Raw genomic sequence first — 13,647 nt, 5'->3', positions numbered from 1 at the left:
AAGGCGCATCCGCCGTTACCCATTCAACAAAAACGTATTGATCGACAACCGGCCCTTCGCGGGGTCGGTGTCAAAATCGAACCCCGCCGCAATATTCCCCGAATGCAGACTCGTGCACCGGTACAATAATAGCCGGTTGAACGCCGCCTCATAAGACGCAATGCGCTCGAACTGATCGGTATCGCCGTTGATATAACCCGGTGGCGGCAGCCGCCCGGCTTTGGCATCCGCTTCCAGCGCCCCCAGAAAAGACTCCCGACGGCCCGCGTCCACATATTCAAAACCGGTATCGCGGTGGCGGTAAAACGACGTACCGCCCAGTTCCGGGCCACACAGAAAATGAATCATGGCCAGCTCGGTGGGCCGATTGGAATCAAAGTGCGGGATACGCTGCACCGGGTGCAGATCATCCGGCCGGGTGGTCACCAGAGAGTAGGAGCACTCGACGCTGGCAATCTGCCCGGAGTGGATGCCGAACACGCGCTCAATCAGCCCCGGCAGGCTGTTCTGCAATGCCTGATAGTAGCTACCTGGCGCCGCGGCGCGCAGGCCGGGGTAAAAACCGGTGTTGTTGTCGAAGCCCTTTTTCGCCACCGCGTCCTCGCGAAGCGCCCCGGCGCCCAACAGAAAATCATCAATACAGACCACGGGTTGACGCTCTGCACCCACCTGGTCCACTCTGACCCGGGCTTCGGGGTTAAACTGTACTGAGGGTTCCGGGGACACAGCCATAGACGCCATCCGCTTTGTGATCGAAAATAGGGGCTCTCCGTATTTACCGGAACAGTTTACGTGGTCTTTGATCCGGACAACACCTCTTACAACAAGGCGGTTCTATGAAAAAACTACTCGGTATCGTGGCACTCTCAAGCGGCTTTGCGGCGCTGTTTCTGGTATTCATCGCCGGCCCGAGCTTTCGCAATGGCTGGCTGGATCTCGGGCAGGCGTTTACCCTGCTGCGCTGGGGTGCCTATGTGGGTATTGCCAGCGTGCCGCTGATCATCGGCTACGCCATTTGGCAGAAACCCCAGGGGCGCTTCACCTCGGCACTCGCGATTTCCGCCGTGGTGGGGCTGTTCAGCTTTTACCTGCCGTTCAGCCAGTGGCAGACCGCCCAGTCAGTGCCCCCGATTCACGACATCACCACCGACCTCGACAACCCGCCGGCGTTTGTGGCGATACTGCCCTTGCGGGAAAACGCCCCCAACCCGGCGGAGTACGCTGGCGAGGAGACGGCCAAGCAGCAACGTGAGGCCTACCCTGAGCTGCAACCCCTGATCGTCGAGCGGCCCGTGGCCGACGTGCTCGAAGCGGCCCAAGCGGTTGTGGAAGGTCAGGCCTGGGATCTGGCCGGCGCCGAACAGCTCGACGATGGCAGCGCCCGGGTGGAAGCCACCGACACCACGCTCTGGTTCGGCTTCAAAGACGACGTGGTAATCCGTATTCAGCCCCATGAAAACGGCAGCCGGGTCGACGTCCGCAGCAAATCCCGCCTGGGCCGCAGCGACGTCGGCGCCAATGCCCGACGCATTGAGCTGTTCATGGAAAAGTTACAGGAAGAGCTTCAGTAGGTCGGATCGCTATGAAGACCAGCACGCAAGCCATCGCCGCCCTCGTTGACGCCTGCGAGCCCGACTCCATCGTCGCCGTTGGCGAGCAGGCCCAGGCCATTGCCCAACGCTGGCACGATACCCACGGCCAGTGTCAACTGACCTGCCTGGATGCCGCCGATACCGAACAGGGCCTCAGCCTGCCCCGCACTCAGGACCTGGCCCTGGTCACCGGCAGCCTTGAACATCTGAGCCATTCGGCCGGTCAAACCCTCATCGGTCAGTTGCGCAACTACGGCACCCGACAGATCGGCGTCCTGGTCACTGACGGTGCCGGCTGGAGCCTCACCGATTTCATCGGCCTGGGCTTCCGACGCCAGGCCCGTATCGAAGAAGAGGGGCACAACCAGACGCTCTACACCTACAACATCAGCAACTACAATCACAAGCGGGACTGGAACAACCCGCGCTTCTGGGCCAACCCGGAAATGTGGGGCAAAGCCTGGTGGTAATCCAACTACCAGGATACCTCCACACGGTTGCGACCAAACTCTTTGGCTTTGTACAGCGCCTGATCCACCCGGTTGAAAATCTCGTCCAGCGTTTCGCCCTGACGTAAGGTGGCGACCCCGAAGCTGGCGGTGATTCGCCCCACCTGCTCGAACTCCTCCTCCGCCAACAGGGCCCGCAGCTTTTCAGCCAGCCCGGCGGCCTCACGCAGTTCGGTATCGCGACAGACCAACACGAACTCCTCACCGCCCCAACGGGCAAAGAGGTCGGTCCCGCGGATATTGTGTTTGACCAGAGAAGAGAGCCCGGTCAGAACCTGATCGCCCACCGCGTGACCGTAGTGGTCATTGATCGGCTTGAAGCGGTCGACGTCCACCATGATCAGTGACAGGGGCTTACCCTCGCGCCGCTCCACCAACCCCAGGGCAATCGCCTCTTCAATACCCTGACGGTTGAACGCCCCGGTCAAAGGGTCGGTTTTCGCTTTATCCTCCAGAGCTCGACTGCGACTATCCAGCAATTGATTGACCTGCAGCAATTCCTGTTCGCGGGCATGCCGCAAGCTCAACTCCTGTTTGAGCCGCCAGGTGCGCACCGCCAGAAAGGCCAGTGCGGCCATCAGCCAGACCGCCACAAGAATCTGGTACCACTGCTCGGTGGAAATGACCTGGCCCGTCAACTCGATGCGGGACAAAGTGAATCGGTGCTCACCAGGAATCCCGGTAGAGCCGGTCTGTACCTCGATCACCACGATGTTATCGAACTGCGGATGGGCCATATCCGGAGAAATCCGATAGCGCTGAAACCACCAGTTGGCGACAAAGAAATCCGCCATGGAGAACTCCAACCAGGCGCCGCCTTTGGCCAGATCGGCATCAAACTCGATCTGATTGTACTTAGTGCTGTCGTTAACGTAGCGTTTGCTGTAGCGCGGGTCGTAATTTCTCAAGTACAGGCGGATGGTTTCGGTCGGACCCTCATAGTCCATCCAGAACCGGATCTGATCATACCGACGCAGATCCAGTCCATTTTCACGCTCCTCATCCAGCACCAGCTCGAAGCCACAAAACATGTACCGATCACTGTCGACCAGCTCACACTCCCAGCTCATGGCGGCGGGATCAATGACCGCTGAGCGGCTCTCGCCGCCTTCGCCAGCGTCACTGTAGTGGGCTACGGTTCCGTCGCTACCGTCCAGCGCCAATCCGGTTTCCAGAATGGGCCGCTCGGCCACTATGGCGACCACCGTCAGCAGAATCAGCAGCGCCAGTCCCGCCTCCACCCGTAAAAAGCGGTTTTTGAAGCTATTGGCAACCGTAGACGTCATATTTAAACCATTTTTCGTTATTGTAGACCGACCGACATATAGTCATATTAACCATAGCCGTTTTGTTGACCACTTTACAAGCAGTTTCTTGACACCTCTAGGGTAGCGGTTTTCATCGCAAGATGCTCCCCCACAATGTCGTCAATTTCAACTTTTGTGACTTTGATCAAGGCCGGGCTGGACTCGGCGAGATCAACTGCTTTAGGATCAAAGCCGCTGGACCGCGCCGTACCGCTCACTTCAGGATCGCTCGCGCGGGCGGCGGTCATCGTTTCGGCACCGCATGGGTGCCCAACCCGGAGGCAATCCATGCTGGCGACCATCCTCTCCCACCCAAGCTGCCATCGGCACCGGATGCCAGACGGCCACCCGGAATGCCCGGAACGTCTGGATGCCATCAACAATCGCCTCTTGACCAGCGGCCTGGACGGGCTGCTGCTGCACAAGCAGGCGCCGGCGGTCACCCGGGAGCAACTGCTGCGGGTCCATGACCCGGAATACCTGGACAATTTGGAGGAGGCGGCCAGAACCCTGGGAGAGGATCAGATTCTGCCCTTCGACACCGATGTCTACCTGAGTCGCGACACTCTGGAGGCCGCCCGGCATGCCGCCGGAGCCGCCGCCTACGGGGTGGACCTGGTGATGGCGGGAGAGACCGATGCGGTCTTCTGCAACGTGCGTCCGCCGGGCCACCACGCCGAGCCGGATCGGGCCATGGGCTTCTGCCTGTACAACAATGTTGCCATCGCCGCCGTCCACGCGCTGGCGCAGCACGGACTGCAGCGGATCGCCATCGCCGATTTCGATGTCCACCACGGCAATGGCACTCAGACCATGTTCTATGATGAGCCCCGGGTCTTATTCTGTTCCAGCTTTCAGCACCCCTTCTACCCGGGCACCCCCATTGACGTGAAGCGCGACCACATCGTCAATGTGCCACTGCCCGCCACCTGCCGCAGTGAGGAATTTCGGGCGTCCATCACCGAGCGTTGGCTGCCCGCGCTGAAGCGTTTTCGTCCACAACTCTTGTTGATCTCGGCCGGTTTTGACGCCCATGAGGAGGACGATATGTCCTCCACCAGCCTGACCGATCGGGATTACCAGTGGGTGAGCGAGCAACTGCGGACCCTGGTGGATCAGAGCCGGGAGAGCGATAGCCCCGACGAGCACTGCCGAGGCATTGTCTCCACTCTGGAGGGGGGCTATGCACTGTCAGCCCTGGGACGCAGCGCCGTGGCCCACATCAAGGCGTTGGCGAAGCTGTAGCGTCCGGCGCCTGTAAATCGATCCGCATGTCGATGACCTCTTCGTCCGGATCGTACTTCACCCGAAATCCCAGGCTTCGAGCCAGACTGGCCATGCCCCGATTCTGGGGGAGCGTCCAGCCCACCAGATGACGGGTCCCCTGGTCTCGGCAGTGCGCCAGCATCTTGCCCAGCAGCAACCGCCCCAGCCCGCAGCCTTTGAGATCACTGCGAATGGCAATGCTGAACTCACCTTCGTGGTTGTCCGGGTCCATCTGGGCCTGGACCATCCCCAGAGTGACTTCCTCACCCCGCTCGTCGCGCTCGGTGGCGATGAACACCATCTCCCGGTCGTAGTCGATCTGGGTCACACGGGCCATCTGCTCGTGCGAAAACTCGGACACCTCGCCAAAATAGCGGTTGTAACGGTCCTCCCGGCTCAGGGCGTGATCGAAGACCTGTTGACGGGCTTCATCTTCCGGCCGGATCGGGCGCAGCAACACTGAGCGACCATCCTTCAGGGTCACTCGCGCCTCCAGCTCTTTGGGATAAGGCCGGATGGCCATGGGACGCGCCTGCTCGGCCGGTGCAAGACGGGCCGAGACCTCCAGCGCGGTGTAGACGCCCTGCCGCATCACCACCGGTTGCAGGTCCAGGCTGACCAGCTCGGGATTGTCGACCACCAGCTGACTGACCTGACTCAACAGCAGGCAGAGCGAGTGACGCTCCAGCGGTTGATGGCGCTCGCGGATCTTGCCCTCGGCCAGGGCCTGAATCACCAGATAACGGGCCAGGGCCATATTCAGAGGCGGCAGAGCCACCACGGCGTTATACAGCCAGTCGGCAGTGCCTCCCGCTTCTCCCAGGGCGATGACCGGCCCGAATACCGGGTCGACCCGCACCTGAATGCGCAGCGCAACGCCATCCTGATACACCTCTTGGGCGCTGTCCTCAGCGTCCGGATTCCGAGTGCGAATACCGTAAGCCGCCACCATCTCGGCCGCCTCCGGAGCGGACAGCTCGATCCATGGTGACGCCAGCGCCCGCTCGATGAGCGCGCGCACCGATAGCGGGTGGTGGGGAATCAGCTCGCTGACCGAGTCCGGGGTTTCCGACAGCAGCTTCTGGTTGCGCCGGTATTGAACCCGATACATAAAGGCCGCCACGGCGCCTTCAGGTGTGCGAAAGGAGGCAATACCCGCCTGGGCAAACCGCTCCCGGGCCGGATAAGCCGCTTCCTCGCCCATCCAGTTCACCAGCAGGTTGGGCTTGCGCCCGGCGTGTGCCTCATAGGCATCCAGCATCGCCTCAGCGTAGACTTCGCCGACGTGCAGCGCCGAAGGCGCATGCATCACCAGAATGTTATCCGCCTCACCGCTGGCCAGAATCACCGAGAGCACCTCCCGATAGAGTTCCGGCGGTGCGTCGCCCAGCAAGTTGACCGGGTTGCGGGCACGCCCACCGCGAGGCACCAACCGGGCCAGCGCCTGCTCGGTCTGCTCGCTGAAGGTCACCAGGTGCCCACCGCGCTCAATCAGCGCATCCGCCGCCATGGCGGCAGGACCATTGCCGTTACCCAGGATCACCAACCGCTCACTGGTGAGCTCCCGGCCATAAGCGAGGGTTTCCACCGCGGCAAACAGGTCCCTCAGGTCCTGCACCCGCAGCATCCCCGCACGCCGGAAGGCCGCATCATACACCCGGTCGGAACCGCGCTGTTCGGCCGGCAACCTGCTGACCGCATCCGACACCTCGCGGGCATTCCCGGCCTTGATCAGGAGGATCGGCTTACCCGCGGCTGCAGCTCGGGCCGCTGAAAGGAAAGCCCGCCCATCGCGGATGGAATCGATATACAGGAGAATGGCCCGGGTTTTGGGGTCGCGCCCGAGGTAATCGATCAACTCATCAAAGTCAATGTCCGCCCCATCGCCCAGAGCGACAAAGTGGGAGAAACCGATGCGCCGCCGGCGCGCCCAATCGAGAATGGTGACGCACACCCCGGAGGACTGGGACACAAAGGCCACCTTGCCCGGCAGCGCATGAGTGTGGGCATAGCTGGCGTTCAGCCCGATGGCGGGTACAAACAACCCCAGACAATTGGGCCCCAGCAGTCGCACTCCCCAGTGTCGGGCAATGGCCAGCATCTGCTCCTGCAGGCTGGTGCCCTGGGCGGTATGCACCTCATCCAGTCCGGCGGCAATCACAATCACGCTGCGCGTGCCCTTCTTGCCCAATTGCTGGATCAACGCCGGTACCCGCGCCGCCCGGGTACAAATGATCGCCAGATCCGGAACCTCCGGCAGCGCCTCGATCGAGCCATAGGCCAACACCCCGTTGACCGCCTGATACTTGGGTGTCACCGGCATGATAGGCCCGGCAAAGTTGCCTTGCAGCAGATTGCGCATCACGGCATTGCCCGGACGATTCGGCTTGTTGGACGCACCGATGACCGCCACCGAGCGCGGATTCAGCAACTGATCGATCTGCTTGAGACTCATGGGGGCTCCGGTAGACCTAAAACCTGATCTTAGCGATCTCCGGCGCTCACGGCTAGCGGCCGCCGCCACCTCCGCCGCCACCGCCACCACCGGAGAAACCGCCGCCCCCGCCACCCGAACTGGTACCGGGTGCGACCGACGAGGAGGCAATCTGTGAGCTGAGCGACTTGCCCAGATCACTGCCCAGACTCGCCAAGCCACCACGGCCAAGCGGACCGTGATACCAATGCATAGCGTGCGCCGCACTGGTGGCGGCCTCCATACCCACCGCTTTGATGAACTGACCGGTCCAGGCCTCTTCAACCCCCAGGGCCAATGCAAACGGCAGAAGGCTTTCGTAACGCTCGGCGTTGAGTGGCGGCTCATCCGCGTTGCGGTGCTCCAGACCCGCGATTTCGTCTCTGGACGCCACCGACAGGTACAACTTCAGGCCTTCGATGTGGTCCAGCAGCTTACGCCCCTCCCGAGTGGGGCGGCGCATCAGGTTGGCGAACACGCCATTGAGAAGAATCACCACCGACAGCAGCGCCCAGAACGTCAGAGAGGCCAGATTGCCCACCAACCAAAACGCCACCGCTCCCAACGCCACAGAAGCCAGCGCGCCTTTGACGGTAATCCCCACGTTGTCGACAAAATAGCGGGGCTTGAAGCGCTGCTTGAGCGCCCGCTGATGTTGGCGTTTCGCTTCACCCAAAATGGTGTGATTCGCCTGTTCAAGAGCCAATTCGTCTGCGTCCACGAACAACCGGGAAAACAGGGCGCGCTCGGCTGGGGCGAGTTCCACGTCGTTCGCGTCACTGAGTTTTTGCAGCCGCCAGTTGTCTGAGTGCCACTTTTTGTCACGGTGAATGGCAACCAGGCCCTTCACGGACAAGTGCACCAAGTCCGCCGCGAAACATCGATCGTCGTAGCGCGCCTTGGCCAGGTAACGCAAACCGCCGGGCGAGAAATCCTCGGGCGGGAAATAGCGCGCGAACACCGGACCCGTCTGAGGATCACGTCCCTCTCGGCGCCAGTGATGAAAATAGTAACCGAACACCGCCAGCAGCCCGATGATCAGGAGCAACTGCGCCCGGTTGTCGGTCAGAAACCAGATGACCGTTTGCCCCGCGGAGGGTTCTTCCACCAGATTTTTTGGAAAACCCACCACAATGGTCAGCCCCTCTCGCACACCCAGCGGCTGAGTGGTGGCAAAACGCACCACGCCCGGTTCAGTCACCTCGGCTTGGGCGAGCTGGGCCCGACTGCCCTGCGGGCCGGTATAAACATCCAGCTGCAATTGATCTGCCGGCACCGCCCCGGGCAACTGCACCCGAGCCGAGGCCGACGCAATGTCAAACATCCACCCTGTGCCGGTCACATTCCAGTACAGCTCATCGTGCTGCTCGAAGAAACCCAGTTGCCGGTTGGTGCGATAGCGAATCCGGTAGGTGGTGGTGAGCGGCGTCGGCAGGAAGCTGTCGTCGCCGGTATTGATTCGAATGCCGTTCGCCCGGTCTTCGGTAAACCAGGGCTCGGGTTTGCCATCGCGGGTGACACTGACCACTTCAAACCCGACGACCACACGGTCACCGCGACGGTCCCGATAACGAGTTGGAAAATCCCGATAGATGCCGCGGCGAATATTCCGGCCCTCGGCCCGCACTTCGATGGTCTCGGTCACATCAAGCGTGCCGTCGGCCTCGACCACGATGTCTGAATGAAAACTCAGAATCCGCTCCTGCGCTGACGCCGGAAGTACGCCTAACGCCAGGAAAAAAGCGAGTAACAGACCATTCAAGAACGCTTTCATTTCATTCCCTCCCTGTTCACCGAAACCACGTCACGTTGATCCTCTGCTGCGCTGAAAAACTCAGCCGTTGAAACGCCCGCTACTCGCGCAATCAGAAGGTCCGGAAACTGTAGCACCCGATCATTGAGCGCACGCACCGCACCGTTGTAAAACCGCCGTGCATACTGCAGAAGATTTTCGGTCTCCACCAGGTCGCGCTGCAACTGACTGAAGTTGCCATCGGCTTTCAGGTCCGGATAGCTTTCCTGGAGAATGAAAAGGCGAGACAGCGACTGCTCCAACTCGTTCTCAAGGACGGCGAGCTGACCTGGATGCTGGCTCTCGACAGCCCGCGCTCGCAGCTCGGTCACGGCGGTCAAGAGACTCCGTTCGTGATCGGTGTAGGCCTGAACGGTTCGCACCAGTTGGGGAATAAGATCATGACGGCGCGCCAGCTGCACATCAATATCGCTCCAGGCGGTACGCACCTGATTGCGCAGACGCACCAGGCGGTTAAAACACCACACCGCCCAGATCAGGACAGCGGCCAGGATCAATCCCGGCCAGAGGAAATCAGACATAGCGTTATCCTTTATAACCTTCCATAGCATCCCGCCGATGGGGCGGGACTGAGTATTACTATACCTGATCGTTGATTGAGCGTGGTTCTGGACGGATCGGTGGGTAACGGGCCTTTGGCCCTCCAAAATATCGGACCGATCCTCCTACGCGAACCACGTCAAAGCGGCCTGGCTGTTATACAGAAGACTCTCCGCATAGCGGACAGCCCTCGTCAATGCCGCCATAACCGGACTTGGAAACTTATATAACCGACTGATTCAGAGGGGTATTCATTGACTCAAATGATATCAATACGGTCTTTAATACACGCATGTTACTCAGGAGATTCAAGGGACAACCTCCTGTTAATACTATATATAAGACTTTTTTAGAATATTACGGCTTCCCACTAGAATATTACGTACTAAACCTGCTCCTTCATTGTCCAGACCGGAGTGACCACATACTTCAGAGCCCTTTGATGTCAGCCACTTAAAACATTATCGATATATTCTCCGAATCATTTCTCAAGAAAAAAGCAATTTCGCACCACGCACAGCAACGAAGCACGTTAGCGGCACCTTACAATATCTATTATAGTAACACCCCGCATCTGGCAATATTCTCTGCCGCTGCACTTCTTGTCGACGTTAGCGACACTTCTAGCATCAAAACCATAATAGATGGAGGACACCCTCGTGCACATCAACGCTGGAACATTAACCCGCACCCAATGTGTTGGACTGCACCGATACATCAGTGCAGTTGCTCTCTTAACGATCACACTGCTAACCCTTCCTGATGCCCTAGCACAAGATCATCGCCCAAACCTTATAGCACTTTGGACTCTTGATGACATTTCCACCTCATCCACCGAGGTCAGCGACCGGTCGGGACAACAGCAGACGCTGGATATCGTGCAGTGGGGCAGCCTCACACTTGAGGATGATCAATCGCCCATCCCCGTGAAGATTCTGGATGACCCCAACGCCGCCTCCGACCGACATGGTGCTGTGCGCGGACTCAACCTGGCGGGTGACGCACTCAGCGATGACCAGATACTAGAAACTGATTTTACCAGTACGCAAATGAGCATGGTCACAGAAATGACATTGTCCATTTGGGTACGCCCGGTCGACAACGACAAAGGTTACCTGATCTCGCTGCAAAACAGCGCCGGCGAGTGGATTGGACTCCAGATATACAACAACGAGCGCGTGCGCTTTTACTCCGAGGGCGGCGGCCTTAACCGGATTCCCGGTTTTTCCACCACCAGTGTCGTGGCCTCGCCTAAGTTCAACCACATCGAGCGCGACAATGACATTACGCAAGGATGGATGCAAATCAGCGCGGTGATCAAAGCCGATGAGTACCTGCGCTTTTATCTGAACGCGGAGTTACTCGGTGAAGTGCCGGTGTCCGGTATTGATCTCACCGCGATTCGCACACTGCGCGTGGGACAAACGTTTGAGTCCACACCCACCCGTGCCCTGCAAGGCCAATTCGATCAGGTGCGCGTCTATACCACCGCCCTTAGCGGGGACGAGCTTCTGGCGGACTACATTGAGGATTCCACCCGCGGTCCCTGGGCCTTCGAGGTTACGCCACCACAGGATGCCAGTGGTCACACCGAAGGCGATGCCGCTGTCGATCTCGTTACGCTATACCTGGATGACCTGATTCCCGCCAACGGAATGCCATTCAACATCGCCGATGAAACGCCGCCCAGTGGCGAAGCCGGTGTAATGACACACGGCGTGGCAAACCAGCAAGTCATCGCAGACGCGTTGAACGACGCCAGGAACAACAGCGCTTACGATGGCAAGATCGTGAAAATACTGTTTCCCGAGAACGGCGAGTTCTACGTGGGCGACAATCGCAACCTCTATGGCAACACCATTAATGTGGCCGGACAAACGGATCTGATCATTGATGGTAACGGCTCCAAATTAATCCACGCCGCCCGACGGGATATGTTCTGGCTGGAAAAAGACAGCGCCGGTCTCGGCAATGAGCGAGTGGAAATCCGGAATTTCACGCTGGATTTTTTCAATGAAGTGTACCCGTTTCAGACCAAGGTCAATGTGGAAAAACTCGGAAATTACGAGCTGGAGCTGACACCCGTGGCCGGCAGCGCCCGCGACTATCGAGATTACATCGACGAAATGGGCGCGATGGTAACCTGGGCCGCCCCGGACACGAGTTACAGTTTGAGTGCAGTGGGTCAGTATTCCGGCACGGGGTCTTCGCTGCTGCTGCCCTTTGCCAACCTTCACCCGCTCGCGAGCGGTACGGACAGCATTGTCGGCCCGCATGAGGAATCCAATATCGGCAGCTACACCGTTCAGGTGCAGGCCAATGGGTCCGCCGTCATTGATCTCAGCGCCGATACAGAGTTTTACGACGCCGTGGACCCGGATCTGCATTATCTGGTCGCCCACTACGGCGGGAAACGGGCCTTTTCACTGCAACATTCAAAACACGTGACACTCCAGAATATTCACGTTACGTCCAGCCCCGGAAACGCCCTGGCGGCCTTTGGCGGTGTGCAATATCTGAAAGCGAAGAACTTCAAAGCCACTCTGGACCCGAATGAGACCGATCCCAATGCCGTGGTGGCCACCAAGGCGGACGGTATCTTCTTGTTTCACAATCGCGGGCACTACCTGTTTAAAAACGTGGAGGCCGTCGGCGGCACAGAGGATCGAATGGTCATTCGGGAGTTGACGGGTTTTAATCCCAAGTATGTGGACACCCATACGCTGTCCGTTTGTTATGCCTCAAACCCTCGTCCCGTCGATCTGGCCAAAGTGGGCGATATCTATGAGTTGCGTGACCGGGACATGAACTTTCTTTGGCGCGGCACAATGGTCGGCAAAGAAGTGGTGGACAGCAAACACCCGGACTGGTCGACCTATGGCACGGTGAACTACAGCAACGGCAGCACCACCGCACGCGCCTGTGCTCTGCTGGAATTCTCTACGCCCGTTCCGACCAATACTCCCTCCGTGTATCGGCACGATACCATGGTGCATCATTTTAATCCGGACGGCAGCCGGTTCAGCAGTAACTATGTCATTATCGGTTCAACCTTTGGCGAAAACCGCGGCAACGGCGCGAAGTTTTCTGCCCCTCACGCGTTGATCGCTCACAACACGTTCTTCAACACCTCCCACCAAGGCGTTAAATTTCCCCTGATGATTGATGTAAAAGCGTGCTCCAATTCCTGGGGCAACAATGGCTCCGGGGCTCGCAACGTGATTTTCGATAATAACGTCATCGCGAACACCGGCCAGTGGATTCCCATTACGTCCCTGACGACTATGCCTCCGGCCGCCGTCAGTATTTTCACCAACCGCTACACACCGCAAAATCGTTACAGCCTTTTTTGTGGACGGGAAAATATCTCCGCCGGTGACAACCCGCTGGACATTCAATGGCAAAGTCATTTCATAATCAGTAACAACACTGTGGAAGACGCCAACTGGGGCGGCATTTCCGTGCAGTCCGCACGCGATGTTCTGGTACGCAACAATGCGCTGGCCCGGACCAACACACTGTCTTCCACCGCGTCCGGTCCCGCGGAGTACGGCGGTGCGGGCGCAATTCAGTTTACACACTCCCGTCAGGTCATAGGCTGGGATAACGACACCGATCAAATCGAGCCGGGCTTCCCCGACCTGTATCGACAAACGGGCAGTGACCGCCATCTGGTGGACTGGATGAATGAAACTTATCATCCCGTGATTCCTTAAGCCGTGCTTAGTAAGAAGCAGACGCACAAAAAACGGGCCGCATTGCGGCCCGTTTTTCAACATCGGAACACTTTAAGGCGTTGGTGAGAAACGCAGCACTGCCCCATCTCGCGGCAGCAGTTTCAACGAATATTCACTATGACTATCCAGTGCCGAAGCATGGCTTTTTTGTAAGCGCCGGGGTTCAGGACTGAAAACCACCTCAGCGGTGTAGGTGCCTTCACCGAGAAACGACAGGTCCAGCGAGTCAATGCGTACCGGCTGATCAGTGCCATTCAATGCCGCCAAATACCAGTGGTCTCCTGAACGTCGTGCTATTAGGGCCAGTTCACCAATACGACTGGAAGGCAGCACTCGCGTCTCATCCCATACGGCGGGAATGGTTTTGAGCAGTTCGAGCCCTGCCGCCACGTCATCGTTATGCAATAACA

The 13,647-nt window shown here is 58.9% G+C and carries 11 protein-coding genes; 4 read left to right on the top strand and 7 right to left on the bottom strand.

From position 1 onward, the window contains the following. Positions 1 to 15 precede the first annotated feature (15 nt). Positions 16 to 732 carry a DUF6445 family protein gene (locus tag B3187_RS11585; RefSeq protein ID WP_286806583.1) on the bottom strand — a complete coding sequence of 239 codons (717 nt, stop codon included), beginning with the start codon at positions 730 to 732 and terminating at the stop codon, positions 16 to 18. Between the two features lie 104 nt (positions 733 to 836). Between B3187_RS11585 and B3187_RS11580 the strand changes: the two genes are divergently transcribed. Next, positions 837 to 1,571 (top strand): DUF1499 domain-containing protein, encoded by a 735-nt coding sequence (locus tag B3187_RS11580; protein ID WP_286806581.1) that lies wholly within the window; start codon positions 837 to 839, stop codon positions 1,569 to 1,571. Between the two features lie 11 nt (positions 1,572 to 1,582). Beyond that, on the top strand, positions 1,583 to 2,062 hold the full coding sequence (locus B3187_RS11575; protein ID WP_286806579.1) for a DUF6231 family protein: 480 nt from the start codon (positions 1,583 to 1,585) through the stop codon (positions 2,060 to 2,062). 5 nt (positions 2,063 to 2,067) lie between these two features. Here the strand turns inward: B3187_RS11575 and B3187_RS11570 are convergent, their stop codons facing one another. Continuing rightward, on the bottom strand, positions 2,068 to 3,387 hold the full coding sequence (locus tag B3187_RS11570) for a GGDEF domain-containing protein (RefSeq protein ID WP_286806577.1): 1,320 nt from the start codon (positions 3,385 to 3,387) through the stop codon (positions 2,068 to 2,070). 74 nt (positions 3,388 to 3,461) lie between these two features. Beyond that, positions 3,462 to 3,656, bottom strand: a complete 195-nt coding sequence (locus tag B3187_RS11565) for a hypothetical protein (RefSeq protein WP_286806575.1) — start codon at positions 3,654 to 3,656, stop codon at positions 3,462 to 3,464. 40 nt (positions 3,657 to 3,696) lie between these two features. Between B3187_RS11565 and B3187_RS11560 the strand changes: the two genes are divergently transcribed. Further along, positions 3,697 to 4,653, top strand: coding sequence for a histone deacetylase family protein (locus B3187_RS11560; RefSeq protein WP_286806573.1), 957 nt, complete (start codon positions 3,697 to 3,699; stop codon positions 4,651 to 4,653). On the opposite strand, the gene B3187_RS11555 is transcribed toward B3187_RS11560, so the two are convergent. Genes B3187_RS11555 through B3187_RS11545 form a run of 3 tightly spaced genes read right to left on the bottom strand, consistent with a single transcriptional unit; the run spans position 4,631 to position 9,481 of the window. Next, a complete protein-coding gene (locus B3187_RS11555) occupies positions 4,631 to 7,129 on the bottom strand; it encodes a bifunctional acetate--CoA ligase family protein/GNAT family N-acetyltransferase (protein WP_286806571.1) in 2,499 nt (832 codons plus the stop codon). The genes B3187_RS11560 and B3187_RS11555 overlap by 23 nt on opposite strands. A 52-nt stretch (positions 7,130 to 7,181) precedes the next feature. Continuing rightward, positions 7,182 to 8,921, bottom strand: a complete 1,740-nt coding sequence (locus tag B3187_RS11550; RefSeq protein ID WP_286806570.1) for a DUF2207 domain-containing protein — start codon at positions 8,919 to 8,921, stop codon at positions 7,182 to 7,184. Next, on the bottom strand, positions 8,918 to 9,481 hold the full coding sequence (locus B3187_RS11545) for a LemA family protein (protein ID WP_286806567.1): 564 nt from the start codon (positions 9,479 to 9,481) through the stop codon (positions 8,918 to 8,920). The genes B3187_RS11550 and B3187_RS11545 overlap by 4 nt, the downstream gene beginning before the upstream one ends. 897 nt (positions 9,482 to 10,378) lie before the next feature. Here B3187_RS11545 and B3187_RS11540 point away from each other — a divergent pair. Beyond that, complete coding sequence (locus B3187_RS11540; RefSeq protein WP_286806566.1) at positions 10,379 to 13,216, top strand: LamG-like jellyroll fold domain-containing protein; 2,838 nt, start codon at positions 10,379 to 10,381, stop codon at positions 13,214 to 13,216. A 72-nt stretch (positions 13,217 to 13,288) separates the two neighbouring features. Here B3187_RS11540 and B3187_RS11535 read toward each other — a convergent pair. Continuing rightward, on the bottom strand, positions 13,289 to 13,647 hold a 359-nt coding region (locus B3187_RS11535), incomplete at its 5' end, for a glycoside hydrolase family 97 C-terminal domain-containing protein (protein ID WP_286806565.1).

This window comes from Marinimicrobium sp. UBA4209, from assembly GCF_002381585.1.
Classification (GTDB): Bacteria; Pseudomonadota; Gammaproteobacteria; order Pseudomonadales; family Cellvibrionaceae; genus Marinimicrobium; species Marinimicrobium koreense.
This window is presented reverse-complemented; position numbering and strand designations above follow the sequence as displayed.